Below are 25,297 nucleotides of genomic sequence, written 5' to 3' on the forward strand. Positions count from 1 at the left end.
ACACGAGCGACCCGGACGAACCGTCGCTCTACACGAGGGCAGCTCACAGGCCCTGCTCTTGCCAGAAGTCTCATCCGTGCAGGTCACGCTGCATGTCGCTACTTGTGGAGGATGTCGCCGAGGTGATCGTGTCGGCGTATGTCGAGGCGGTTAACGTGTTGGGATCGTCGATCGGCGAAAGCAAGGGGTGTAGTGGTCTGGCGTTGGCGATGCCTTGGTGTGGTCGGTATCGGTTGTAGAACTGCTTGAACTCGCGCAGGGTGTAGAGGAGGTGCCGCTGGTTCCAGGTCAACGTCCGGTCCAGGAGTTCGCGGCGACAGGTCTGTATCCACCTTTCCGTGATCGAGTTCATCCTTGGCATCCAGATGCCGGTTGAGCACTGCCGGTAGTTTCTCAGAGGGCGTTTATGCAGGCCAAGAGCCATACGCGCCTTATATGGGCACCCCATTTAATAGCTGATAGCCCGATATGCGAAGAACATTGCCCGGCGGGGCGATAGCCTCGTCGCCCGTCTCATCCGCTTCTGGGTTCGGAAACCCGTCTGACGTAGAGATGCAACAGAACCTCCCAGCTGCCAGCGGAACGAGTGATTCCGGCATGCCCATGCTCAGGCTGTGCCGTGAGTGACCGAAAGCCGTACCCCAGCGACCTGTCGGACGCCCGATGGGCCCTGATCGAACCGACGTTGACGGCTTGGCGGAATGCCCGCCTCGAACATCGTCCCACCGGTCAGCCGGCGAAAGTCGACCTGCGTGACGTGTTCAACGCGATCCTCTATCTCAACCGCACCGGAATTCCCTGGAAATACCTACCACATGACTTCCCCGGCCACGGCACCGTCTACTTCTACTACGCCGCCTGGCGCGACGAGGGAATCTTCGCCCAGCTCAATTACGACCTCACCGCCCTGGCCCGCGTGAAGGAAGGACGGAAGCGAGGCATCATCGCCGACACGATCGGACTGATCCTCGCCGTGACCGTCACCGCCGCCGGCCTCTCTGAAAACACCCTGGGGATACGCCTCCTCGACCAGGCGAAAACCACGTACCCAACCATCACCAAGAGCTGGGTCGACACCGACTTCAAGAAGGCCGTCGTCGAACACGGCGCGAAACTCGGGGTCGATGTCGAAGTTGTCGACAAAAACCCAGGAACTCGCGGCTTTCACGTCCTGAAAAGGCGGTGGGTCGTGGAACGGAGTATCGGTTGGATCATGATGCACAGACGTCTTGCCCGTGACTACGAGACGCTCGCCGCCAGCTCCGAAGCCATGATCCACCTCGCTTCGATCGACAACCTCGCCAAGCGCATAACGGACGAGGCTACGCCAACCTGGCGAGGAACCTACTAGAACATAAGTGACAACTCGGTCACATCAAACGCCCTCTGAGGTCGCCGTCGTTCTCAACCAGCGCATCATCGCGCGCGAGAGTCTCGACTCGTCGGTTCCCGCGGCGCCGAAGCTCAAGAAGCGGGTCAAGCGGTTCGCGCTCGACAACGAACTCGATCACCTGGCCGTCGGCGACATCGTCTCGGTCGCGCTGGACGAATGGCTCACCGCCCGCGGCTTCTGAACCCGGCCGAAACGCACGGGGGCGGCCGTCCCCTATCGGATTCGGCCGGCCACCCAGCATCGGGCGTCAACACTGGGACGCCTGCTCCGGCGACACCACCCCCGGCACACCCCTGCCTCGCTTGGCACACTTTTTCTTCGCCGTGGGACCCATCGGACTGTCTCGCTACGGCGCCACAGAACCGCATACGGCGGTCGCGTCCCGCGAGTGCCCTATCTGCCGGCGGACGACAAGGGGCTTTGCCCTGCCTTGACGCGGCACCCCGGCAGCCAGGAACCCCATGCACGAGCTGCCCGCGAAATCCGGCCCTGAGGGATCAGCAGCGGTTCGCCCTACCCCTGTCGCATGGGGAGCACGACACCGTGCTCCCACCGCGAAAGGTGCTCGAGAGCCGACAAGGTCCTTATGCCTCTCGATGCAGAAGACATCCGGATCGATCGGGTGAAATCGGGGGTCCGTGGTTGACGACGGCGCGTGGGGGCGCGGTATGGCGCTGTAGGTCTACCGGATCGGGTGACGGACGAATCGGGCACCGTTGACACGTCTGCGAGTTGGGAGCACGAGGGCTCCCAGAGGGCTCCCACTTGCTCCCAGCCGGGAAACGGTTAAGGCCACCTCCGCTACCCGCGGAAACGGCCTCCGACCTGCGATGACGCTGGTCGGGACGACAGGATTTGAACCTGCGCCCCCTTGACCCCCAACCGCGCGACAACTCTCCGCGACGATCCGTATCAGGATGTAGCCGAACGTCGGGGCTCCGTAAACCGCCGTACGAAGACAGGAGAGCGACCTCATCAGTCGCCGCCCCAGAGAGCACCCATATGGCCATCACACTCCTATATCCTGACCCCTGTCGACCCGGGTGCCAGAGATCACGAAGGAGGATGAACCGTGAGGCCGGCCACCGCTGCGAAGCTCCGCGCCAATGCCGCGACGATCCACCAGCTCGGACGTCAGCACGGCTTGCACTCCTTCGCACTCAGCTCCGAACCCGGTGAACTCGTCGCAACCCTGGACGCCGACCGCTCCTACTTCGACATCACGAGCTTCGAAACAGATCTGTCCACCATCCTCGGCGCCCTCGTGGAAGTCGTCCCCCGAGGCCCCGGCGTGGAGGTCGACGAAACCGAACCCCTGAACGATCTGCGCGGGGCAGCGTGACCACACGCACCGACCGAGAGCGCCAGGAACTGCTACGCCTGACCGACGCAACGGCAGCGCTTGAACAGGCCCGCTCAATCATCTGCGACGGAATACCGAAGCCAGGCGACCAGAGCCTCCTCGCCCTGGCCTATTGCATGCTCACCTTCGGCGAAATGCTGAAACAGGCATCTCATGGCCTTGTCACACAGGCATACAGCGGCCCCATCGCACTGCGCGACAAACTCGCCCACCTACCGCACCGCAAGCTCAACGCCGAAGTACTCGCCACCTCCGTTGAACGAGCCACCGCCGAGATCCTCCCCCTGATACAAGCCCGCATCCAGGACCTCAGCAACACCAGCAACTGACAGGACCCCAAGCTCACCGTCAACGATTAAGCCGTCGGCCTCCCATGGGCGACGTAATGCCACGCCTGCCGAAGCTACATCACCTTGCGGGTGCCGCTACATCATCCACGCAGGTCGGCCGCCTGATCACAGAACTTCGGCTCTCCTCGACGTTCACCCCAGGTGGGCGCATCGCCCTGCCGACGCCATGACTGCGTTCCCTCGAACATCACCGGGCGCAGCAGCGCCTGGAGCGAAATGCGACGGGCGAAGGTTGGCAGGACAGGCTACGTCTTCACTCGGCCCAACGGTACCCCGATCGAAGGGACCCTCACCCGGCACTTCACTGCTTTGCTTCACCGGGCCAGGCTCCGCCGCACCCGGTTCCACCTACGCCACTCGGCGGCGACCCTCCTCCTGGAGCAGGGAGTGGAACTCGTCGTCATCAAGGAACTCCTCGGACACGCCCACATCGGCGTCTACGCCCACGCCCGACTCCGCCTCCAACGCCGAGCTATCGACACCCTTGGCTACGCCCTCGGCCGGCCGACGATGCCCCCGAGGACCCACCCTGCGCTTGCCGAAAATATCATCCGCCCTGGTGGGAGGTGGTGTGCGCGGTGTACGGGAGGTCGACCGGCGGAGTCGCCCGAGCGGGTGCTCTCGCGAGGCTGGCGCTTGCGGCGGCAAGGTGATCGACTGTGCTGCTGCGACTGGCTTATTGGGGCGTGACGCATGCGTTCGCCATGCTGCGCCTGCTACCGATGGGCGATCGGGACAAGGCTGTCGAGATACTCGCCTTGCGCCATCAGATCGTGGTGCTGGAGCGCCAACTCGGCAAGGATCGGGTGCGGTTCACGCCGAGCGACCGGGCATTTCTGGCGGCGCTGCTGCACCGGCTTCCCGTGGACGTGCTCCGCGGGGTGCGGCTGCTGGTGCGTCCGGATACGGTGCTGCGCTGGCATCGCGACCTTCTCGCCCGCCGCCATGCTGCCGCCTCGCGGCCCAGGCGCTCGGGACGGCCTCGGACCGTGCACTCGGTGCGGGCCCTGGTGCTGCGCCTGGCGCGGGAGAATCCTGGCTGGGGGTATCGGCGCCTGCACGGTGAACTGCTCGTCCTGGGCGTTAAGGTGGCCGCTTCCACCGTCTGGGAGATCTTGCAGGAGGCCGGCGTCGATCCGGCACCCGAGCGGTCCTCCAGCACGTGGGCGGACTTTCTGCGCTCCCAGGCCGATGCCCTGCTGGCCTGTGACTTCTTCGAAACGGTCACCCTGCCCGGGGCTCGGATGTACGTGCTGGCCGTCATCGAGCATGCCAGCCGACGGATCCGGGTGCTGGGTGCCACCGCGCACCCGACCTCAGCGTGGGTGGCACAGGCCGCGAAGAACCTCGCCATGGACCTTGAGGACGTAGGATGCCGAGCGCGTTACATGATCAGGGACCGGGACGGGAAGTTCCCCGCCCTGTTCGATGCCGTCCTGGCGGATGCGGGGATCGAGGTCGTGCTCAGCGGCGTTCGGATGCCGAGAATGAACTCGATCATGGAACGGTGGGTGCAGACCTGCCGACGGGAACGCACGTCCCGGCGATTCAGGCACTCGACGGCATCACCCTGGAAGCGGTCGCCACCCGGCGGGAGGAGAGCGCACGCGAGGCAGCAGCGGCTTTCGGGGCCCGGACCTGGCACACCGACCCGTTCGCCATGATCCAGGACCGCTCGATCGACATCGTCACCGTGGCGGTCAAGGTCCCCGACCACCGCGAGTACGTGCTCGCAGCACTTGAGGCCGGCAAAGCCGTCTACTGCGAAGCACCGCTGGGAAGCTCCCCCGCCGAGACACGGATGCTCGCGGCATCAACCCAAACAGGACACAGCGTCATCGGTCCGCAAGGCCGCCTCAACCCGTCGGTGCGGCGTGCGGCCCAGATCATCGCCGAGGGCCGCATCGGACGACCGCTCAACGCGCGGGTCGTGTCGACCTCGTCCGCCTTCGGAGCGGCGAGCACCTCAGTGTACGAGTACTTCGAGAAGGAGGAGTCCGGCGCTTCCCTGCTGACGATCACCGCCGGCCACACCCTCGACCTCGTCGAGGCACTGCTCGGCGAGATCACCGCGGTGGACGCCCGCACCGAAACTCTGTGGCCGCACCCCCAGCTCCTCGACACAGGTGGACAGGCACGCCGGGAAGTACCCGACCATGTCGATGTCCTGGCCCGGACCACGACAGGAGCGATCGTGACCGCCGACGTCGTCGGCGGTGTGCCGCCCGAGGACGCGGACTTCCGGTTCGAACTGCGCGGCACCGACGGATGGCTCACGCTCACCGGCGGCACCCTCTACGGAGTGCAAGGCGGGGACCTCAGCCTGGCCTCCAGCATCTCCTTCGCCGCCCCCGACAAGCCCGCGGCTCCTGCCACCACCGCAAGCCCCGCGCTGAACGTAGCCGAACTCTACGCATGTCTGGTTCGCGACCTGCAGACGGGCAGCCGGTCCGCACCCGATTTCGCCCACGCGCGGCACAATACCGACCTGATGGCGGCCGTGTCCCAGGCCGCGAGGTCTGGGCGGCGCTGGACGTCCGCGAACAGCTGACGATCCGCTGACCCCCTGGACAACGAAGAGCGCCACCGGGCTGCCGGACCCCGAACCGGCTGCGCGGCAGCTCCTGCCCCGCCGCCTCCCACCAGGCAGCGGTCGTGCGGGCGCCGAGCCGTATCTGTTTCCACCGACACTCGGCGATGAAACGTTCGGTCCTGTCCCGTGGCAGCTCATTGAGGTTTGGCCAGTTCATCGACTCAGGGCGGGGGTCTCTCCTTCTTGAGGACTACCCAGCAACGCCCGTCTTCGACTCAAGGCCGGAGCAGTAACGGGCATGCGGTCGGATGTCTGAGATTTCGCCGGCACAGACGATGGAAGCCACAGCGAAATCCCGTTGATCCACCTCGGCGGGCCCTCGGCATCTTCCGAGTCCAACGACCCCATACAACAGGAGCACTTCATCGTGACCGCCTTCCCCTCCAGCGCTCCCACCACGGCCCGCCCTGCCGTGGCCGCGGCCCGCGCAACGGACCTGACCAAGGTCTACGGACAGGGCGAGACCCAGGTGGTCGCCCTGGACAGCGTCTCTCGGGTTCCGGCAGACCGAATTCACAGCAATCATGGGACCTTCGGGATCCGGCAAGTCCACGCTCATGCACTGCATGGCCGGACCAGGCAGTGGCATTGCCCTGACCGCGACGCCTGAGCGGCGCCATGCACCGGTACCTGACTTTCCTCTCACCGCGGCGACTGCCAGGGCGCCGCCCGGATCCTGTCCCCGTCCGACGCCGTCGCGCGCCGTTCGCACGGTGCTGGTCACGGCCACGGACGCGCGGAACCTCGTCGACACACCGAGCGGACGACCAGATGGCCATCCGCCCTCCCCGGCATCGATAAAAGTCCGGGAAGGCGGCCTGCGACGGTGCCCCAACCCGGGGCGACCGCGCCGCCGATGGGGGGCGTGGGTTTGGTGTTGTTTGGTGTTGCGGCTGTTCGCATGGGCAGTGAAGTCGTCTGGGTTCTCTGGCAGTGGTGTGGGGGACGGACCACCGCCTTCGAGGCGGCCGTACCGTTTCTCCTCAGGAGGTTGGATTGATCCCCGGGCTTGGATTCGACGTACTCGGCGAGATGCGCGCCTATCGGGACGGCACGGAGCTGCCCCGGCTGGGGGCACCGCAGCAGCAGGGCACTTTGCTGGTTCTCCTACTGCTGGCGGGCCATGCCGTGTCGATGACCCAACTCGTCAAGGCACTGTGGGGCGAGGAGCCCCCCGCCGCGGCCGTACGCAGCATCCGGACCCACATCTGGCGGCTGCGCGGCCTCCTGGGCAGCGAGGGCTCGCCCGCGCACGAGCTGCTCTCCGTGGGGGATGGCTACCGCCTGGACATCGACGCATCCGCCGTGGACGCCAACCGTGCGGAGGCGATGCTGAAGAAAGCCCTGCGGCTGCGGCTCGCCGGGCAGTCCGACACGGCAAGCGACATACTCGACGAAGCCATGGACCTGTGGCGCGGCGATCCGCTGGCCGGCGTGCCGGGCCCCTTCGCCGAACGGCAGCGTGACAGGCTCTCCGAACTGCGCCTGACCGTCACCGAAGAGCAACTGGAACTCGACCTCGCCCGTGGCCGCCACCAGATGACCATATTGCGCTTACGGGAACTGGCCGACGCGTATCCCCTTCGCGAACGGCTGCACGGCCTGCTGATGCGGGCCCTGTACGCGGCGGGACGCCAGGCCGACGCGCTGGCCGTGTTCAACGCGACCCGCACCCTTCTGGTGGAGGAGTACGGTCTCGAACCCGGTCCCCAGCTGACGGAGCTTCACCAGCGGATTCTGCAAGGGGACCTGCTTCCGGCGACCGTCACCGAGACGGTGACGGTGACGCCGCCCGGCTCGGCCCGTCTCGTCCCCGCGCAACTGCCGCCCGACCTGCCGGACTTCACCGGCCGGACTGCCGAGATCGACGAGTTGTGCGAGCTGCTGACCGGGAGCCGGGGCAGCGCGCCGGCCGTCGTCTCGCTCACCGGTATGAGTGGGGTGGGCAAGAGCGTGCTGGCTGTGCACGTGGCGCACCGAGTGCGCGACGCCTATCCCGACGGCCAGTTGTTCTGGGGCCTGAGGGGCACCGGCGACCGTCCGGCGCACAGCGGTGAGGTGCTGGCGGGGTTCCTGTCCGCACTGGGCGTGGAAGCGGTGCCTGCTGGCACGGCAGCCCGCTGTCGGATGTTCCGCTCCCTGCTGGACGGCAGGAAGATGCTCCTGGTGCTGGACGATGCACGCGATGCGGACCAGGTGCAGGACCTGCTGCCGGGGTCGTCCAGCTGCGCCGTGGTCGTCACCCACCGCGCGCGGCTGGCCGGGCTGCCGCTCACCCGCCAGCTGGGACTGCGTTCCTTCAGTCACCACGAGGCACTGGAACTGCTCGGCCGGACCCTCGGGCGGCACCGGCTGGAGCGGGAACCCGACGAGGCGTTGCTCCTCACCGAGGCCTGCGGCGGGCTGCCGCTGGCGCTGCGCATCCTGGCGACCCGTTTGGCGGCCCGTCCGGACTGGTCCCTCGCCGTCATGGGCGAGCGGCTCGGCAACGAGCGGCGTACCGTCGCGGAACTGCAGGTGGGCGGACTCTCCGTGAGCAACGCCCTGGAACCGGGCTACCGTAGGTTACCGCCGGAGCAGGCACGCGCCCTGCGGCTGCTCGCGAGGGGCACGGGTGAGCAGATCACGGTCTCCGCCGCCGCGACGGTGCTCCACGCGGACCGGTTCGCGACGGAGGACCTCCTCGAGGCGCTCGTGGACGCGGTGCTGCTGGAACCCGCGACGCCCGGCAGCTACACCATGCACCCCCTGGTCCGCCGCTTCGCCCGCCATCACACACGGGCGGAGGAGACCGCGAAACTTCGCACGGTGCCCGCCTTGTCCGCCGCCTCGCGGCGGACCACGTACGTCGTGTCCCGGCCGGAATGACGGTGGCCCCCGAAGGTGCCGGGGCCCGCGGGCGTGGGCGCCATCGCAGGTTCCCGGACCGGTCCGTACGGACGAAACAGTCTCCGTCGCACGCAGCGTGGCCCGCAGCCCCCACCTGTGGTGGCGAACACCGCGAGGAAGTCCTCCAACTGCTCGTGCGGATGAACGCTGTTGCGTGCGACCGCGACCGCGTCAGTCCCCCGGACTGCGACGTCGGCCGGGCAGGAGGCCGGCGGGCACGCCTCGTTGCGGCCGGGTACCGAAGGCCCACGTACGGAGCGCCCCGTGCATACCGCGGCCGGCGGCTGTCCGGGGTCCGGGGTCCGGTCCGAAGAGGGCCGCCGGGAGCAGGCCCCGCCAGCCGCCGCAACGCGTCCGGGCCGAGGCGGATGCCACGGCGCGAAAGCCCGTGCAGGGCCACGAAGAAGAGGCGAGGGAACCCTACGACACCAGCCCCGCTCCCGACCCGTTCGCCCCTACGGCCGGACCGCCGATTGGACAGGTGGCCGAGCGGGGGCGTTCGTGTGGCTCAAGGCCCCGGTGCGATGCCCGGTCATCGGACTGGTGGGAGGCCGGGAGACACGCCACCGCATTCCAACCGGCTCACGCCGCGAGGTGGGATCGCCGCAGCCGCGCCGCGAGATCCGCAGTGTGCGTGCGACGTCGCAGGGGGCGGGCGGTGCCCAGGAACGGCTGGGTGTCCCTGCGGAACGTGAGGGCTGGTTCACAGGGCTGCTGCTGAGCCCTTCTCATCGGCTGCCCTCCTCCTGATAGGCCTCGGCCTGAGTCCTGTACAGCTCCGCGTAGTGGCCGCCTGCGACCAGTAGCTCGGCATGGGTGCCCTGTTCGCTGACGCGGCCGCCGTGCAGGACCACGATGTGGTCGGCTCCCCGAACGGTGGAGAAGCGATGGGAGACCAGGAGGGTGATCCGGCCGGGGTCCGCACCCGCCTGCCGCATGAACAGTTCGTACAGTTCGTGCTCGGCCAGCGGGTCGAGGGCGGCGGTGGGTTCGTCCAGTACGAGCAGCAGCGGGTGTCGGCGCATCAGGGCGCGTGCCAGAGCCAGGCGTTGCCACTGCCCCTGGGAGAGTTCCGCTCCTCCGTAGACCGTGCCCAGTTGGGTGTCCAGGCCGTCGGGCAACCGGTTGATGATCGGGTCGGCCCCTGCCTCGTGCACTGCACGGGCCACCTCCTCCCGGTCGTCCATCGCGTCCGGATCGCCGATCCCCACGGTGTGACGGACGGGCAGCTGAAAACGGACGAAGTCCTGGAAGGCGCCGGTGAGACGGCGGCGCCAGGCCATGGTGTCCAGTTCGTCCAGCGGAACGCCGCCGACCTCGATCCTCCCTGCGGTGGGCGCGTACATCCCGCTCAGCAGTTTGATCAGGGTGGTCTTGCCCGCACCGTTCACCCCTACTACGGCGATGGTGGATCCGGGCCGCAGCGTGAGGTTCACCCCGGACAGGACCGGCTCCTGCGAACCGGGGTAGGTGAAGGCGACGTCCTGCACCTGGATGCCGTCCTCCGGCATGTGAGGGACGAGGTGGGTACCGGTGGGCCGCTGCCGGCGAGCGTAGGCCAGCAGCCACAGGTAGTGGCCGGTGGTGTCGCCGGCCTCGGCGACGCGGGAGTAGCCGGAGACGGTGCCGCGGATCTGGAGACGCAGCTGGGTGCCCAGAGTGATGACCAGCATCAGATCCCCGAGCGAGGCCGCGTCCCGGGCGACCAGCCAGGTGGTGAGGACCAGGGCTGCGATGAACCCGGCCGCATAGCAGACCCAGCCGGTGAGCTGCCAGCCGATCGCCCCGAGCCGGGCCTTGAGGACGACGGTGGCCACGCGAGTGCGGGCGGCGTGGGCGGTCTCGTCCAGCACGGCACCGGCTCCGGCCAGGTAGATCTCCTTACCCGTTTCGGGTGTCAGGAACATGCGGTGGATCCGGTCCTCGAGACGCTGGTCCTCGGCCGTGGCGGCACGGGCCGCGGCAAGGCTGCGTTTGGCCCGCTCGGCCGCCCACAGCGGGGGAAACGCAAGCAGCGCCAGGACGGCGAGGGCCGGGTGGACACCGGCCAGGAGCCACACCGACAGCCCGGCGCTGATCACGTCGATCGCGGTGTCGCTCAGGGACCAGCAGGATCCGGCCAGTGCGCCGGTCTGGCGACGCAGCAGCTCAAGGCGGTTGAGGTAGTCGGGACGTTCGAGGTGCTCAAGGGTGGGGATGGAGGCGGTGGCGGTGAGGATCTCCCGGTTCACCTCAAGGTCCACGCGGTCGGTGAGGTCGTGCTGGTAGTTGTACCGGACGCGGTTGCCCGCCGCGGCGGTGACATGACCGGCCACCCCGATCAGGACAGCTAGGACCAGGGCACCGAGCGGATGCCCGCCGGCGCTCTGCGCCGCGTCGACGACCCGGCGCTGGCTCAGGCCCGTGGCCGCGACCGCGCCCGTCTGGGCGAGGGAGAGGGCGACGACCACGCCCACCACAGGAGGGTCGATACGCCATGCCAGGGCGAAGGTGTGGCGCGCGGTCCGCAGGGTGCCGGACCCGGACCTCGCCGCGCCTGCGGAGCTCTTCGCACTCATCGTGCGGCTTCCTTCTCTCCGGTGCGGGGCCCGGTGTCGGTGAAACGGGCGGCCTGGATCCTGAAGAGGCGGGCGTACTCGCCGCCGTCGTCCAGCAGTTCGCGGTGGGTGCCCTGCTCGGTGACCTGCCCGGCCTCCAGGAGGACGATCCGGTCCGCCTGACGCACCGTCGACAGGCGGTGCGAGATGAGCACCACCGTCGCCCCGGTGACCTCGGCGACGACCTGACGGTAGAAGCGGGCCTCCGCATGGACGTCCAGGTGGGCCGTCGGCTCGTCCAGGACCAGCAGGTCCCGGCCGTGTTCGACGGCAAAGACGGCGCGCGCGATCGCGACGCGCTGCCACTGGCCGCCGGAAAGGTCCGTGCCGCCGGTGCGGTCGGCGCTGAGCAAAGTGTCATAGCCGTCGGGACTCCGGTCGGCGAGGACGTCGACGCCGGCGCGGCGCGCGGCGGCTCGGATCCCCTCCTTGTCGTGGCGGTGTTCGGGCGCCGAGAGGGCGATGTTGTCGGCGAGCGAGAGCGGATAGCGGTTGAAGTCCTGGAAGACGACCGCGACGCGCTTGCGCCACGCCGACGCCCCCGCCGCGTCCAGGGGCCGTCCGTCGACCAGCAGACGGCCGGCGGTCGGGAGGTAGAGGCCGGACAGCAGTTTGATCAGGGTGGTCTTGCCGACGCCGTTGTGCCCGACCAGTGCCAGCACTTCGCCGGAACGGACGGTCAGGTCAAGACCGTCGATGACCCGGTGCTGACTGCCGGGGTAGGCGAAGACGAGCCCTTCGGTGCGCAGAGTCGCCGGGGCACCCTCTTCCGGGGTGGCCGACGGCTCGCCGGCCTGCTGGACATCGGTGCCGGCGGACGTGGCGATCCCGTGTTGCGTGGCGTTCAGACGCTCCAGCGCGCGGACCGCGCCGAGGCCGTACTCGATGTCGAATGCCTCGCGCCCCATGGAGGCGATCTGGAAGACGCCCCATGCGGCAACGATCACAGTCATCAAGGCGCTGGCGGAAAGGTCGCCGCGCGCGGCGGCCAGCCCCGGCAGGAGCAGCGCGGAGCCGGCGGCGATCGCTGCCAGCAGAGCGATCCAGCCTTGCTGACGCAGGATCTCACGGCGAGCCGACCAGATCGTTTCCGCCCAGGCCAGCAGTTCGTGAGTACGCCGCCGGACCACCCACTCGTGCAGGCCGAAAAGACGGACCTCCTTGGCGGCCGGCCCGGTCGAGGCGACATCACTCCAGTACTCCGCCCGGCGCCGCATGCTCTCGCGCTCGTCGCGCACCTCGGCGAGGTGCACCCACCAGCGCCGGATCAGCGCCCGGTTGACGGCGCAGACCACCAGCAGGACGACGGCGAGCCAAGGAGAGAAGGACACGGCGATCACGGCGGCGGAGCCCAGCGCCCCTAGAAAGCGGAAGCACAGACGGAGTTGGCCCACCGCCGCGGTTCCCGGTGATCGGACCCGGCCCTCGCCGACGTCCGAGGCACGTGCGGCTTCATCGGCGAAGACCGGGTCCTCCAGGTGCGCCATGCTCGACGGTGCCATGGCCAGGCGACGGACCCGACGCCGTATACGCGCGTCGATGCGTCCGGCGTTGTACTGCTCCAGGGTTCTGCCCAGCGAGGTGAGGATCTCGTCGGCCACCAGCAGCGCGGAGACGGCGATCAGCGGCCACGCCACTGCCGAGACGGTTTCCCGCCCGGTGGCGGCGCCGGTGAGTCCGGCCACCAGCCAACCGGTGGCCACCGCGGTGAGCGCGGGCACCGCCGCCGCCCACAGGTGGACCAGGACGAGGAGACCGCTGACACGGCGGTCGGCTGCGGAGAGCCGCAGAAGGTCGAGACGGTCCGTGAGCAGGGACTTGGTGAGGGGTGTCGTCCCGCCCGCACCTCGATCGGTGGACATCCTGTTCAACCGTCCCCCAGAGGATCCGTACCCGTCGGAGACGGGCGTTCTCGCTGCGAAGCCGTCCACCGACGGGTTCGCCAGTCCGTGACGTCGTCCGACGGTCCGGGAAGGTGGGCCGGAGAGGGCTCTGTGCCGGCAGTCGTGGTACTCATCGGCCGAGCGATTCCCGGTGCGGGGCGCAGAGCTCCGCCACAGCACGCAGGGGCCACGGTCCCAGCAGATCGTCCGGGGTGGGTCCCGCGAATCCCAGCGACGCGAGATGCTTCACCACTGCTGGTGCCATGACGGCGGTTCCTCCCTGTTGCGCGTAAGAAAGATCCAGATCGACCTCGGCGTCGTCCACGGCCGCCAACAGGGCTGTCGTCAGCGCCCGGTCGCCCGTCCCGGCGGTCCGACGGTCCGAGTCGCGGTGGACGGCGGACGCGGTGGCTGTGCCGGGCGCGATGTCGGTGGGCAGCGAGGCGCCGGGTTCCAGCAGCCTGTCGCGCCATTCGAACTCATGCGGGCAGATGAGGTCCGTTTCCTCACGCAGCGCGGCCAGGATGCGAGCTCGCACTTCCGCCTGCCTGCCCGGCTCGCCGACGAGCCGGGCAACGAGGGCATGTTCACGTGGGGGGCGTTCCGCGACGCGGACCGAAGCAGCTTCGACCCCCTCGACCGTGCGGATCAATCGCTCCAGTTCGGACGTGTTCACCCAGCTGTGATCAATGTGGACCCAGCCCTCGCCGTAGTGTGAGACCGGTAGTCTGAAACGCTCCACCACCTCCGTCACCGTTGTGTTCGCCAGGTCCGGTTCGTCCGCCCAGGCCATCAGGAACCGTTCCATCCCGGTCAGCATCCTGTCGATCTGGTCCTGCCCGATCACGGTCCGGTGTCCGATGAGGTCCAGGATCGCTTCTCCGTCCTTCGGGTAGCTCCTCAGGCAGAGATCGGTGTATTCATCGCGCCACAGGCACTCAAGCCTCTTGATGGAACTCGGCCGGACCTCTGCGGGGTGGGTCGGGATGCCGGGGCCCTGCAGCGCCTCCTTGAATCGGCTGCTGCAGTTGATGATCGTGCCCAGCCGGATCGGGTGACCGCGCTGTGCCTCCACTCGCGCTTTCAGGTCCCGGAACCGCAGATATGAGTACTGTGCATGCCTGGCTCCTACGAGAGTGCGATGCTCGGTTTCGGTCATCAGCTCGCCGATGGTGACGTCCGGTAATGGGTTCACAGAGACCAGCGCCTCCTGGAAAAAGCAACCGACCGAGTTCTCAAGCTCCTGGAACCGGTTTGAAAAGTTGGTTCTGAAGACGACCCTGGGGTTTCCAGAGAGCGCGGCGACAGCTACGGAGAATATGGTGGACAGCATGGAGGACACACTGGATCCGGATTTCCTGTCCGTTTTTCGCAGGGCCAGGAGGAGTCGAGAGGACCGAAGGGACGACCGCTGGTAGCGATTCCCGGCCTCCGCATGCGGGTACGCGCCCGCGGTGGAACGAAAGCGGGGAAACTGCGCCGCCGGCGCGGAGGACAGAACATCCTCGCAGTGTCGCAGGGCCCTGTCATTCCGTGCATCGCGCATGCCTGATTCCTGCTGCCGTGCGAGCGACGACGGCTGCACCTTCACCTGTCGCCGTTCAGCGGCTGCCCGAGGGCCCGCATTCCGCGAGGAGAGGCCAAGATCCCTTTCCAGTTCCGCTCGTATGACAGAGAGGCTCGCCCCATCAGCCGAGATGTGGTTCAGCAGCAGTACGAGCGTTTTTACGCGTTGGTTCTCCATCGTGAATCCCAAGCGGAGCGGGAGATCCGCGGACTGATCCATAGGCGGGTCGAAGAGGGCATGAAAGACTGCCTCGACCTCTTCCGGTCCGTCGCCGTCCCGACGGACCGGAAGAGGATCCTCGAATCGATCGAGTACCAGTTGAAAAGGGAAACCGGAGCAGTCGGTCGGATAAAGGGTCCGCAGGGCCTCGTGCCGGAGCATCAGGTTTCGGACGGCATCGACCACCGACTTTTCCGAGGCGCCCGGTCCCGGTATTCGGATGGTAAGCGGAATCTTCGCGCTGTCGATGACGGGGAGGGGGAGATGATACTGGTACCAGTACATCTCCTGAGACCACATCAGAGGGACTCGAACCCCCTCGACAGGAGACGACATATGCGGTTCCCTACTCATGGAGTCCTGCCGGCGAGTCATTTTTCTCCTTTCGACAAGAGCAGCGCACACGAAAATCCACGACGTTCACGAGATGTCCGGTCCTGCCGGTCTGCCGGCCTTCGTACGGGCAAAGACGTGCTCGACGTGGGCGTGGACCTGTGCGGGGAACTGTCGCGTTCCTCTTTCCGGGCCGGGCATCGCCCGGTCCGGGTCGAGAGCGGCACAGCGCAGTCGGCGCTGCGGAACGCCGGCGTATCCGCCTCTGGCGGGTTCACAGCAACGTGACGCCGCGGTCGAGCAGGCACAGCGCTCCGTTGGCCGTCCACAAGCGGTCGTTGGAGTAGTTCAGCGCGGCGGAACGCAGATCCCGCAGCGTCCGCTCCAGTGGGACGGGCGAGTCCGCGCCGTAGCCGACCGCCAGTCCAGCGAGCTGCACCATGCGGTCGACCGCCTGATAGGTCAGCTCCGAAGCGGCTGTCTTCAGGGAGTTGAGGTGGATCTGCACCTCGGCGGAGTCCGGCCGGGACCGGTCGGCGCGTACTCGCTCCACTTCTTGGCGCACCCCGCCGAGGTATCCGCTGACCAGTTCCAGGTCGAGCCTTATCCGGCCGAGGCGCTCGTGCACCAGGGGCGAGGAGAGGCGGTCGCGCTGCTCCCTGCTGAGCCAGCGCAGCAGGGCGGAGAAGGAGGAGCGGGCGGCGCCGAGCCAGCAGGCGCTCCAGGCCAGGTGTCCCACCGGGATCATGCTGTCCAGGGCGACCTCCCGGAAGCCGCCGGGCGGCCCGACGACCTGGTCCGGGGGCACCGCGCCGGAGAGTTTCAGTGCCCCGCTGGCCGTGCCCCGCATCCCCAGGGTGTTCCAACCGCCGGTTGCCTCGACCGTGAGCGCGTCGCGGTCGGCGTAGACCAGGCTGAGCCCGTGCCCGTCCGCGTGGGCCGTCTCGCGCATGGTGATCAGGAAGCCGTCGGCGTGCTCTCCTCCGGTGACCACCGGGGCCTCGCGCCGCAGCAGGATCTCCTCCTCGATGCCGCGCTCCAGAGCGTCGGCCGCGGAGAGCAGGTGGCCTCCGGTCACCGTCCCGGTGGTGACGGAGGCCAAATACACCTCGCCGGCGGCCACCCGCGGCAGCAACTCCGCGGCCAGACGCGGGCCGGCGTGTCGGACCAGCACGTCGGCCTGCTGGCAGTGCATCGCCCAGATCATCGCCGTGGAGAGGCAGGCTCCGGCGAGGCGCTGCGCCACCGTGACCAGGTCGGCCAGGTCGCGGCCCATGCCTCCGTACCGGTGGGGTATCAGGAAGCCGAGGTAGCCCGCACTGCGCAGGGCCGCGAGGTTCTCCTCAGGGAAGCATGCGGTGCGGTCGACGCCCGCGGCGTTGACCGCGAGCAGGGCGACCAGCGCGTCCAGGTTGTCCTGCGTCCTGCCGTCGCAGGCCGGTCGGGCGGGGATGGGGCGGGTGCGGGACTCAGACAAGGGGAGCCACTTTCTCCGAGCTGATGACCAGGCGGCGGGCGCTGTGGATCCGGGCGCCCTCGACGACGACCTCGACCGGGCCAGTGTGGCTCAGGAAGCCGAGCAGGCTGGCGGTCGGGCCGTAGGCGCCGGTGTTGGGCACGGCGAGCAACTGCCCCGGCCGCGGATCGACCAGGCGGGCCGAGGCGTTGAGCACGTCCAGCGGGGTGCACAGCGGGCCGGCCAGCGTCACCGCCGTCTCCTCGCCGGCGCCGCTCCCGCCAACGGTGAAGGGCTGGGCACTGGGCGCCCTCAGGCGGCCGAGGCCGGCCATCCCGCCGAGCACGTGCACCCCGGCGTCCAGCACCACGAAGGTCCGGCCGCCGGATGCCTTGACGTCCAGGATCCTGGTGAGCAGGGTGCCGGCGGTGGCCGTCAGGTAGCGGCCCGACTCGAAGAGGATACGCGGCCTGCCCCGGCGCCAGCCCGGGAATGCCGTGTCCAGCTCACCCTTGAGGCCCGCAGCGAGGTCCGGATGGCGGGCCAGCGCGCCCGGCCGTGCCATGGGTGCTGGAAACCCACCGCCGAGTGCGAGCAGTCGCGGGGCGAACTCTGCCGCGCCGCACACGGTACGGACGGCGGCGAGGGCGCTGCGGAACTCCTGGAGCAGCGCGGCGGGCTCGTCGACGTTGGTGGCGCTGAAGGTGTGGGTGCCCACGGGGCGGACCCGGCCGCGGGCCCGCAGCAGTGCGGCGATCTCCTGCCGGTTGGCCAGGTCGGTGCCGAACGCGGTGGGCCGCCCGGTCATGCGCAGGGCGCCGCGCGCGCTGCCTCGGGGGGTGTTGAGCCGTACGAGGTATTCGGCGTGGACACCCAGCATGTGGCAGGCGTCGGCCAGCCGGTCCCGGTCGACCAGCGACTCCACCGAGAAACAGCGCACCCCGGCCGTCAGGGCCCCGACCAGGTGCTGGAAATCCTTGCCCGGTCCGGTGTACATGATCTTTTCTGGTGAGCAGCCGGCATCGAGGGCGGCTGCGAGTTCGCCGGGTGAGCTGACCTCCGCACCGTTGCCACCGGTGACCAGCCGGCCGACGACCGCCGGATGCGGATTCGCCTTCAGCGAGTACATCAAGCCGCTGGGGACGGGCAGATCCGCGGTGAGCATCGCGGCCGCGGCGCTCACCGCGGCCAGTTCGTAGACGTATGCCGGTGTGCCGTATTCCTGGGCGATCCGGCTGAGCAGGTCGGGCATCACGGTGTACCCGGGGCGGCTCATCGCTGCCACCCCCCTGTGCGCAGCGCCACACGGTCCACCTTCCCGTGGGCCGTACGAGGCAGCTCCGCCAGCACGACGCAGCGGTCCGGCGCCCGCGCGGCGCCAAGTCGCTCCACCAGTGCCCGCAGCACCTCGTGCGCCGCGAGATCCGTGACCACCCAGACGGTCAGTACGCCGGCGGCGTCGGGCGGCGCCGTGGCGGCGGCCCTCACCCCCGGAACGTCCAGCAGAGCCGTCTCCAGCTCCAGGGTGCTCATCCGCCAGCCACGGTGCTTGAAGATGTCGTCGCTCCTGCCGAGGAAGTACAGCCGCCCGTCCGGATCGATCCGGCCCGTGTCGCCCGTGTAGACGGCCGTGCCGTCGCCGTCCGGGGCCGGGCCGAAGCGGTGCGCGGTCTCCTCGGGGGCGTTCCGGTAACCGGCCATGACGTGCGGACCCGCCGATACGATCTGGCCGGCGGTGCCTGGCGGTTGCGGGCGGCCGTGCTCGTTGACGACGAACAGCCGGGTGCCCGGCAAGGCCCGGCCGACGGTGCCCGGGTGCGTCAGGTCTTCGTCGGGGTCGGCGATGGTGATGCGCTTGCACTCGGTCATCCCGTACATGCACACGAGGGAGCTGCCGGGGAACACGGCGCGGACCCGGGCGGCGTCGGCGCCGACGAGGGCCGCGCCGGTGTTGGTCAGCAGCCGCACCCGGGTGGGGCGCGGGTCGCGCCGTGCGAGCCGGGCCAGCGTGACACCGAGGGCAGGGACCAGGGGCAGCACGGTGGCGCCGCCCTCACGCAGCCGCGCCAGCTCGCCCGCGGACACCTCCCCCGGCGGCAGCACCAGTTCGGCGCCGGCGAGTGCGCAGAGGAAGAGCTGGTAGAGCCCGTAGTCGAAGGAGAGCGGCAACCGGTTCCAGACGACGTCCTGCGGTTGGTAGCCGAGGCGCTCGGCAATGGCGCGTGCGGCGAAGACCACCGCCCGGTGAGGGCAGACGATGCCCTTGGGGCGTCCGGTGGAGCCGGAGGTGTAGAGCAGCAGCGCCTCGTCCGACGCTCCGACCTGGTGGCGGGGCTCGGGGGCGGCGGCGGGGCGGACACCGTCGCGCAGCAGGGTGGAGACGCGGACCGCGGCACCGCCGGCGGCCGGGACCGGTCTGTCCGCGGTCGCCACGAGCACGGGCCGTGCGTCGGCCAGCAGGTGGGAGAGTTCGAAGTCGCTGCTCGCCGGGCGGGCCGGGACGAGGGAGCACCCGGCCCGCAGCACGCCGAAGAGCAGCGCGGCGAACTCCCGGCCCGGCGGCAGCACCGAGAGCACCCTGCCGCCCGGTTCGACGCCGTGCTCGGCGAGTCTCCTTGCGACCGTCCAACTGGCGGCGGAGAGCCGGCTCCAGGTCCAGGATCCAAAGGCGTCACGCACCGCGGGGCGCGGACCGTGCAGACGGGCGGCCCGGTCGAGGACGGTCACCAGGTCGACGGGGATACCGGGGGCCGCCGGTGTGGTGGGAACGACGTCCGTCATCACTCGCCCTCCCCGCCCGGCCGGACCGAAGAGCGGCAGGGGCCGTCGTGCGCTGGTGACGCGTCGTGCCGCCCCGCCTGCACGACGCGGCCCTCGTCGAGCACGACGATCCGGCCGGTGTCCTCGACGGCGGTGAGGCGGTGCGCGATGACGACCAGGGTGGTTCCGGGCCCGCGCATAAGGGTGTCGGCCCGGCAGGACTGTGGATCGGCCGGATGCACTCGTCGGCCGTCGATTCGGTCCGGCACTACGAAGTGGCTGAAGTTCCGGAGCGGGAGCGCGCCCGGCGGCAGTCCGCGCAGTGCCTTCGGGACGGAGCACACGCCCCGGTGGCGGACCCCGAGGTCCCGGGCGCCGTCCGGGATCCGGCGGGCCTCGCGCGGTTGCCGGACGGAGACGATCACCCCGTGCAGGGCAAAGACCGCGGCCGGGCACGCGACGGTGTAGCCGGTGGTCCGCGTCTGCGGACACACCGGGACCCGCGGCCCCCGCAGCGTGACGAGGGGGGCCCGCGCTGCCTTCCGCGGCGGCCTGCGCTCCGCGGGCCCTCCATGCCTGTCCCGGACCGTGTCTCGGCGCCGCAGGCGGGATTCCGCGGCGTCCACGGACATCCCGAATTCCGGAGGGGCGCCGCGCGCGCCCGTCGCCCGGGCGTGAAGGAATCGGTCCCTGAAATTCGGTGACGCCTCGGATTCCGCCGGCGTCCCGGTGTTCTCCACCGCTGTCTCCGGAATGGCGGCTGGGTACATGACTCCTCAGACATGGGATTCGGGCAGGTATACGCGAATACCGGATCGGGGCGGGCTGCCATGCCCTTCTCCCTCAATTTAAGACCGCCGGATCTATTTCCGATCTTCGATCGATCAGCGTCCCTGCGGAGTCCGCCCCCCGGTTCCGCGCCGCGGCGGTGAAGGCGTCGGCGGCCTCCGAGGTGAAGTCCCGCGCACCGGAAGGGAGTCCCTGCCGCGGGGGATCCGTAGTCGTGCACGGTCAGGTCTGATCCGTTGCGGCGACAGGCGCCGACAGGCCCACGGCGTGCGGAGACGGCCCGGCGAGCGAGCGGCGCGGTGTCCGGCGCTGGGGCGGTGAGTCATCCGGACAGGGCGCTCCGAAGGCACCGGCGTCGAGCGGCCCCCTCAGTCCGCAGCCCGGACCTGACGGGTTCGGGCGGCGCTCCGGCCGGAACGGCACAGGACGCCTCCCGCTCCCGACCGGACATCAGCCGAATTGTGCCGCCTTTCCCATAGAAGTGTTTCCGTGCGACTCGGCACTGGAAAAATGGAATGGATTCTGCGACGATTCGAGTCGTCACCGGAACGCGAAAGGCGAACTCATGGACAGGTGCGAGGTCACCGATATCGTGCGCGCACGGGTCGGTGAACTACTCGGCGACGCCCAAGGCATCGGAGATCTGGACATCCTCTCCCATCACGGTCTCAACTCGCTGCTCAGCGTCGAGCTGACTCTCCGCATCGAGGAGGATTTCGACATCATCTTCGAAGACGACGAGTTGAATTTCGAGAACTTCGAGACGCTGAAGAGCATTACTGACCTGGTGGCCGGAAAGGAAAACGTCCATGGCTGAGCAGGAGGGTGCGACAGGAGGCGGGACAGGGTTCTTCGCCCACCTCGACGAGTTGGTCGCCTCGGCCGAGCTGGTCGTCGACCGGCCGAAGGGATCGCGCCACCCGCGCGTCCCCGAAGCCGTCTATCCCGTCCACTACGGGTATCTGGAAGGGACCACCGGCGGTGACGGCGACGGGGCGGACGTCTTCGTCGGCGACGCGTCGGACGCCGGCGTGGTCGGCGTTTTCCTGACCGCCGACCTGCTCAAGCGGGACGTCGAGGTGAAGATCCTGCTGGACTGCTCCCCCCAGGAGATCGAGCAGGTGCACCACCTGCTCAACGACGTACTGGAGATCGGCGGACTGCTGGTGCCCCGCCGGTAGGCCCGGAGCGCGGCCTCAGGGGCCGGTGTCCTGCCGTTGCGGCAGTGCCCCGGCCCGGTGTGCGTCCGGGTAGGGCAGGAGGCCGAGCGCACGGTGGTCGCAGTCGGCCGGGCAGCCCAGGAAGCACAGGCGTACCGTCCCGGCCGGGGCCCCGAAGTCCTGTCCGTCGCCCACGCGCAGGCCGTGCTCCCGCAGCAGGTGGTCCACCGGCTCCTCGATGCCGAGCCGTACCAGCACGCTGGCGCCGCCGTGCTGCCGGGCGCCGGACACGGCCGAGGCGTGGGCGGTGAGGGCGGCCACCGCCCGGCAGCGCTCCAGCAGCCGCTCGACACCCCCGTCCGCGGCGAAGCGGGCCCAGGCCCGCTGCCATACCGCCGGCGGGGCAGCGGCCCGCAGGTGTGCCTCGACCTGGGGCGGCACCGTGTGACCGTGCAGCCAGCCCAGCCGGGCCCACGGCCCGGCAGCTTTGGTCATCGACCCAGCGACGAACGCGCCCGGCACCCGCAGGCCCTCCGCACGGAGCCCAGGAGGGGTGAAGAACCGGTACGTCTCATTCTGCACCAGGACTCCGCCGTCGGCGACGAAGCCGGCCAGGCGGTCGGCGGCCGCCCGGTCCAGGCTCCAGCCGTCGGGGTTGCGCCAGGGCGAGGTGATCCACAGCAGGTGCTCGCGGGCGGGCCGGGCGATGCGCAACGCCTCCCTCAGATCCGCCTGGAGCACCCGGGCACCGCACCGTTCGAAGGCCGTGACGACTCCGAGGAAGCTGGGCCTTTCCACCACGACTCTGCGTCCCAAGAGGGCGAACGGCGCCACCAGAGGGCGGATTCCCGAGCTGACGAGCGGCCCGCCCGCCGCCACGGACAGTCCGAGCACGGCGCCCAGCGCGGCCCGCAATTCGGGATCGCCCTGCCAGGGCGGCCGGGCGTCCCAGCCCGGATCGCGGGCCGCCCGCCGAAGGCAGCGCCGCCACAGCTCCACCAGGTCGTCCGGCCACCGGTACGGGGCTCCGGTCAGATCGTGCATCACAGCCCCGAACGGTCCCAGTCCAGCGCCCCGAGCCCGCGCGCGGACCGGAAGCGACCGATCTGCGCGGTGACCCGCACGGTGGCCGCGTGCCGTCCGGCCTGCCGGATCACCGGCAACTCGAAGGGCAGCCGTGCGCGGAGCACGGCGTCCTGCTCGTCGACGGCCGCGTGCGCACGCTCGGCGTCGGCCTCGGTGGCCCGGTAGGAGAGGGGCAGGGCGCGCAGGGCTGCCGCCACGGGATGGCCGGAGGAGGCGATAAGCGCGTGCAGGTGCTCCCGCTCGGGCACTCCCTGCATCCCGTCCAGGGAACAGTGGCACACGAGGATCGCGTACAGCGCCTTGGCGCATGCCTCGACGCACAGGTCCCAGGCGCCCGTGGCCCGCGCCGCCTCGATGTCCTCCAGCGTGGGGTCGACCGAACGGGCATACCGCCAGGCGCCGTTGGCTCCGTGCGTCCCGAGCCACAGGCCGTCGATCCCGTCATCCGAAGAGAAAAAAGTCACGGCTGCAGCCTCCCCCGCACCACGTCGGGATCGGCCACCAGGTCCAGCTGGGCACGCCGAAAGGCGTCCAGCAGCCGTCCCGGCGAGTGCTCCCCCAGCACCCGCGCGAGGGGGCCCTCGGCCTCCAGCCACTCAGTGAACAAGCGGTCGTGCCGGTTGACCAGGAAGCCGCGCCCGGCCAGGTCGGCCCGGCGCAGCCCCTCGGCGGGGCGGACGCGGACCGCTTCCAGTACACCGGAAGGCGTCCAGGCGAGCCGGGCGAGCAGTCCGGCGCCGCCGTCGGCGGGCGGTCCCGGGTCCGGCAGCGGCAGCCCGAGCCGTCGCACCCGGGCGGGCAGCCACTTCTCCCCCGTGGTCACATCGCCTGCGGCCCGGCAGTGCACCTCCAGGACGCCGCGCGCCGCGCGGTTCCACAAGTAGCCCGACGCCTGCGCGGTCCACCCGTCCGCCCCCTCCCGGGTGGCACGGTCGGCAAGGAGTGCGACGGCGGCGTCCACCAGGGCACGGTCAAGGGCCTGCCGGACGATTGCGGGCAGCAGCGCCCGGACCTCCTCCTCGGAGAAGAGCGCCCCGGTCCCGGCGTCCAGCGGCACGGCGTGCACCCAGCGGCAGAGCCAGCGCCGTTGGGAGCCCCGCACCGCGGGGTCCAGGGCGACCCGCCCGAAGGGCAGGTCGGCGACCGGGACGCCGCTCAGACGCGCCACCTCGCGCGCGGGCCACTGCGCGGGGAACAGCTCCACATCCACGGTCGTGTCGCCCACATGGTGCAGCCGGGATCCGACGGGTTGTTCCAGCCCGTCCACCAGGACGTGCACATCGACGTCGCTGCGGGCGTTACCGAACCCGGAGGCGAGTGAACCGACGACGTAGCGGGGCCCGTTCGCCTTCCCCTCGTCCACCAGCGCGGTGATCCGGCCGGCGGTCAGGCCAACGGTGGCGAGCGCCTGCCCGGCGTCCGGCGGCCGGAGCCGTACGGTGCCGGTCATCGGCCCGCCTTCCCGGTGGCACGGACCACCGCGCGCGGCAGTACGCCCCACACCGTCGAGACGAAGACGGAAGAGCCGTAGGTCAGCGTCCGGTGGCCGGCCGACCAGCGCAGCCCGCCCTCCGGTGCGCCGGACCCGGTGCGGCCTTCGGCGTCGGAAGCGGGCGTGGTGGGGGCCGCGGCCGGCGTGAGCCGGTCGCCGGGCCACCGGTCGCCCGCGTCCGTGCCCTCGCGGTCAAGCGTGCGGGCCAGTTCGAGCGGGACCAGCCGCACGCAGCGCCACGGTGCGGGCCGCCGCGACAGCGCGGGCGCGGCGACCACCCGCGGACGGGTGGGCAGGGCGTAGAAGGCGAGGGCGCCGAGCACCGCACCCGCGCGGGCCGGGAGCGAACGGGTGTGCGCGCCGGCCTGCCCGAAGGCCCGGCCGGTGGTGCGCAGCACACGGACGGGCGCGGTGCGGGCCATCAGGCCGGTGGCGACCACCGGCCGGGCGGCGCGCCTCGGACCTGCCGCGATCAGGGCCTCCAGCACCTCCCGCTGGCCGGCATCGGTGCGGGTGATCTCCAGGACGACGCGTGCGATGTCGGCCAGGTGCCCGCCCAGCACAGCGGTCCTGGCGTCGGCCGCGAGTGCGCCGACCTCGGCCGGGCCGAGCGTCCGGGCCGCGACCCAGAGGTCGTTGACGTCCTTGAGGGTGATGTGCACGTCTCCGCCGCTGTTGCCCAGCATCGGCCGCAGATTCGCGACCTGAGGCAGCGGGCGCAGGCCCGGTTCGGTCGGCGCGGGCAGCGGCAGCAGGCCGCAGTGGCCCGTGGAGTAGCCGGGGCCGAAGTGGATGTCCACGGCGGCGAATCCGCTCGGGCCCGTGAGTTTGTACTGCCCGTAGGGCCTGCGGTCCGTGGTCTGTTTGATCCACGGCAGTTCGCCATGGTCCGTGCGGTAACCGTGTCGCCGCAGCCGGTCGGCGAGCGCCAGTGCCTCCTCGGCCCCGGCGACGCAGACGTCCGCGTCGCGCAGTTCGCGCAGCTTCGGCTCCGGGTAGTCGGCCCGGCTGGAAAGGCCCTTGATGCCCCATACCGGGATACCGAGTTCGGTTCCGAGGCGGTCGAGCAACCCGGTCGCGGCGTCCTGCGCGGCGGCGCGCCTGATCCGCTCGGCGACGAAGGGCTCGAGTTCCCGGGCGAGTTCAGCGCCGTCCGGCGCGGTGGCGAGATGGTCCGCGGCGATCAGTACGACCCGGTTGCGCCGGATCACGTCGGCGACGCGGTCCAGCGGGCGCTCGCCCCGACGGACCAGCGAGGCGATCCGGTCGAGTGTCTCCGCGATGGGCGACGCCGGGACGAGGACTCCCATCTGCAGTTCCGGAAAGGCGGCCGGGACACGGGTATCGGGCATGGTGGTCTCCTGGCG

21 protein-coding genes and 2 pseudogenes are annotated in these 25,297 nt (G+C 69.9%); 11 read left to right on the top strand and 12 right to left on the bottom strand.

From position 1 onward, the window contains the following. Window positions 1-70 precede the first annotated feature (70 nt). On the bottom strand, window positions 71-424 hold the full coding sequence (locus AS97_RS10980; protein ID WP_247204327.1) for a transposase: 354 nt from the start codon (window positions 422-424) through the stop codon (window positions 71-73). Between the two features lie 195 nt (window positions 425-619). Between AS97_RS10980 and AS97_RS10985 the strand changes: the two genes are divergently transcribed. The 9 genes and pseudogenes from AS97_RS10985 (at window position 620) to AS97_RS11025 (ending at window position 8,567) form a co-directional block, all read left to right on the top strand. Then, the gene (locus tag AS97_RS10985; RefSeq protein ID WP_210564816.1) at window positions 620-1,351 is read left to right on the top strand and encodes a transposase; all 732 of its coding nucleotides are present in this window, start codon (window positions 620-622) and stop codon (window positions 1,349-1,351) included. Between the two features lie 7 nt (window positions 1,352-1,358). Continuing rightward, a complete protein-coding gene (locus AS97_RS10990; protein ID WP_125756089.1) occupies window positions 1,359-1,574 on the top strand; it encodes a hypothetical protein in 216 nt (71 codons plus the stop codon). An 891-nt stretch (window positions 1,575-2,465) separates the two neighbouring features. Continuing rightward, window positions 2,466-2,735, top strand: a complete 270-nt coding sequence (locus AS97_RS10995) for a hypothetical protein (protein WP_059149557.1) — start codon at window positions 2,466-2,468, stop codon at window positions 2,733-2,735. Continuing rightward, window positions 2,732-3,085 carry a hypothetical protein gene (locus AS97_RS11000; RefSeq protein WP_210564817.1) on the top strand — a complete coding sequence of 118 codons (354 nt, stop codon included), beginning with the start codon at window positions 2,732-2,734 and terminating at the stop codon, window positions 3,083-3,085. Before AS97_RS10995 ends, AS97_RS11000 begins: the two co-directional genes overlap by 4 nt. A gap of 167 nt (window positions 3,086-3,252) precedes the next feature. After that, window positions 3,253-3,759 (top strand): annotated as a pseudogene (locus AS97_RS11005) (tyrosine-type recombinase/integrase); the annotation flags it as partial. 6 nt (window positions 3,760-3,765) lie between these two features. Further along, complete coding sequence (locus tag AS97_RS11010; protein WP_247204328.1) at window positions 3,766-4,770, top strand: helix-turn-helix domain-containing protein; 1,005 nt, start codon at window positions 3,766-3,768, stop codon at window positions 4,768-4,770. After that, the gene (locus AS97_RS11015) at window positions 4,671-5,657 is read left to right on the top strand and encodes a Gfo/Idh/MocA family oxidoreductase (protein ID WP_247204795.1); all 987 of its coding nucleotides are present in this window, start codon (window positions 4,671-4,673) and stop codon (window positions 5,655-5,657) included. The genes AS97_RS11010 and AS97_RS11015 overlap by 100 nt, the downstream gene beginning before the upstream one ends. 406 nt (window positions 5,658-6,063) lie before the next feature. Continuing rightward, window positions 6,064-6,274, top strand: a pseudogene (locus AS97_RS11020) (ATP-binding cassette domain-containing protein); the annotation flags it as partial. Window positions 6,275-6,695: 421 nt separating this feature from the next. Further along, window positions 6,696-8,567, top strand: coding sequence for an AfsR/SARP family transcriptional regulator (locus AS97_RS11025; RefSeq protein ID WP_210564819.1), 1,872 nt, complete (start codon window positions 6,696-6,698; stop codon window positions 8,565-8,567). A gap of 749 nt (window positions 8,568-9,316) precedes the next feature. On the opposite strand, the gene AS97_RS11030 is transcribed toward AS97_RS11025, so the two are convergent. From AS97_RS11030 to AS97_RS11060, 7 genes are all read right to left on the bottom strand, one after another. Beyond that, window positions 9,317-11,146: an ABC transporter ATP-binding protein gene (locus AS97_RS11030; RefSeq protein WP_210564820.1), complete on the bottom strand. Its 1,830-nt coding sequence runs from the start codon at window positions 11,144-11,146 to the stop codon at window positions 9,317-9,319. Next, window positions 11,143-13,047: an ATP-binding cassette domain-containing protein gene (locus AS97_RS11035; RefSeq protein WP_210564821.1), complete on the bottom strand. Its 1,905-nt coding sequence runs from the start codon at window positions 13,045-13,047 to the stop codon at window positions 11,143-11,145. The genes AS97_RS11030 and AS97_RS11035 overlap by 4 nt, the downstream gene beginning before the upstream one ends. A gap of 151 nt (window positions 13,048-13,198) precedes the next feature. After that, a complete protein-coding gene (locus AS97_RS11040; RefSeq protein ID WP_210564822.1) occupies window positions 13,199-15,139 on the bottom strand; it encodes a condensation domain-containing protein in 1,941 nt (646 codons plus the stop codon). Between the two features lie 322 nt (window positions 15,140-15,461). Further along, window positions 15,462-16,664, bottom strand: coding sequence for an acyl-CoA dehydrogenase family protein (locus tag AS97_RS11045; protein WP_247204329.1), 1,203 nt, complete (start codon window positions 16,662-16,664; stop codon window positions 15,462-15,464). Beyond that, window positions 16,657-17,919, bottom strand: a complete 1,263-nt coding sequence (locus tag AS97_RS11050) for a hypothetical protein (RefSeq protein ID WP_086708486.1) — start codon at window positions 17,917-17,919, stop codon at window positions 16,657-16,659. Before AS97_RS11050 ends, AS97_RS11045 begins: the two co-directional genes overlap by 8 nt. Then, window positions 17,916-19,424, bottom strand: coding sequence for an AMP-binding protein (locus AS97_RS11055; protein WP_210564823.1), 1,509 nt, complete (start codon window positions 19,422-19,424; stop codon window positions 17,916-17,918). The genes AS97_RS11050 and AS97_RS11055 overlap by 4 nt, the downstream gene beginning before the upstream one ends. Then, a complete protein-coding gene (locus AS97_RS11060) occupies window positions 19,424-19,828 on the bottom strand; it encodes a hypothetical protein (RefSeq protein WP_210564824.1) in 405 nt (134 codons plus the stop codon). Before AS97_RS11060 ends, AS97_RS11055 begins: the two co-directional genes overlap by 1 nt. A gap of 929 nt (window positions 19,829-20,757) precedes the next feature. Here AS97_RS11060 and AS97_RS11065 point away from each other — a divergent pair. Continuing rightward, window positions 20,758-21,009, top strand: coding sequence for a phosphopantetheine-binding protein (locus tag AS97_RS11065; protein WP_059148728.1), 252 nt, complete (start codon window positions 20,758-20,760; stop codon window positions 21,007-21,009). Then, window positions 21,002-21,373 (top strand): inorganic pyrophosphatase, encoded by a 372-nt coding sequence (locus AS97_RS11070; protein ID WP_078640440.1) that lies wholly within the window; start codon window positions 21,002-21,004, stop codon window positions 21,371-21,373. The genes AS97_RS11065 and AS97_RS11070 overlap by 8 nt, the downstream gene beginning before the upstream one ends. A 15-nt stretch (window positions 21,374-21,388) precedes the next feature. On the opposite strand, the gene AS97_RS11075 is transcribed toward AS97_RS11070, so the two are convergent. Genes AS97_RS11075 through AS97_RS11090 form a run of 4 tightly spaced genes read right to left on the bottom strand, consistent with a single transcriptional unit; the run spans window position 21,389 to window position 25,282 of the window. Continuing rightward, entirely contained in the window at window positions 21,389-22,399 is a 1,011-nt protein-coding gene (locus tag AS97_RS11075) for a pyridoxal phosphate-dependent aminotransferase (RefSeq protein ID WP_210564825.1), read from the bottom strand. Then, window positions 22,396-22,902: a hypothetical protein gene (locus tag AS97_RS11080; RefSeq protein ID WP_059148731.1), complete on the bottom strand. Its 507-nt coding sequence runs from the start codon at window positions 22,900-22,902 to the stop codon at window positions 22,396-22,398. Before AS97_RS11080 ends, AS97_RS11075 begins: the two co-directional genes overlap by 4 nt. Further along, a complete protein-coding gene (locus tag AS97_RS11085; protein WP_210564826.1) occupies window positions 22,899-23,888 on the bottom strand; it encodes a hypothetical protein in 990 nt (329 codons plus the stop codon). The genes AS97_RS11080 and AS97_RS11085 overlap by 4 nt, the downstream gene beginning before the upstream one ends. Beyond that, window positions 23,885-25,282, bottom strand: coding sequence for a nucleotidyltransferase family protein (locus tag AS97_RS11090; protein WP_210564827.1), 1,398 nt, complete (start codon window positions 25,280-25,282; stop codon window positions 23,885-23,887). Before AS97_RS11090 ends, AS97_RS11085 begins: the two co-directional genes overlap by 4 nt. Window positions 25,283-25,297 lie beyond the last annotated feature (15 nt).

It is taken from the genome of Streptomyces sp. AgN23, assembly GCF_001598115.1.
Lineage (GTDB): Bacteria > Actinomycetota > Actinomycetes > Streptomycetales > Streptomycetaceae > Streptomyces > Streptomyces antimycoticus.

Bases quoted from the DNA above. Each gene is read 5' to 3' on its own strand.
- AS97_RS10980 (WP_247204327.1), bottom strand. From the start codon at position 424: ATGGCTCTTGGCCTGCATAAACGCCCTCTGAGAAACTACCGGCAGTGC.
- AS97_RS11030 (WP_210564820.1), bottom strand. From the start codon at position 11,146: ATGAGTGCGAAGAGCTCCGCAGGCGCGGCGAGGTCCGGGTCCGGCACC.
- AS97_RS11035 (WP_210564821.1), bottom strand. From the start codon at position 13,047: ATGTCCACCGATCGAGGTGCGGGCGGGACGACACCCCTCACCAAGTCC.
- AS97_RS11040 (WP_210564822.1), bottom strand. From the start codon at position 15,139: ATGTACTGGTACCAGTATCATCTCCCCCTCCCCGTCATCGACAGCGCG.
- AS97_RS11050 (WP_086708486.1), bottom strand. From the start codon at position 17,919: ATGAGCCGCCCCGGGTACACCGTGATGCCCGACCTGCTCAGCCGGATC.
- AS97_RS11055 (WP_210564823.1), bottom strand. From the start codon at position 19,424: ATGACGGACGTCGTTCCCACCACACCGGCGGCCCCCGGTATCCCCGTC.
- AS97_RS11065 (WP_059148728.1), top strand. From the start codon at position 20,758: ATGGACAGGTGCGAGGTCACCGATATCGTGCGCGCACGGGTCGGTGAA.
- AS97_RS11070 (WP_078640440.1), top strand. From the start codon at position 21,002: ATGGCTGAGCAGGAGGGTGCGACAGGAGGCGGGACAGGGTTCTTCGCC.
- AS97_RS11085 (WP_210564826.1), bottom strand. From the start codon at position 23,888: ATGACCGGCACCGTACGGCTCCGGCCGCCGGACGCCGGGCAGGCGCTC.
- AS97_RS11090 (WP_210564827.1), bottom strand. From the start codon at position 25,282: ATGCCCGATACCCGTGTCCCGGCCGCCTTTCCGGAACTGCAGATGGGA.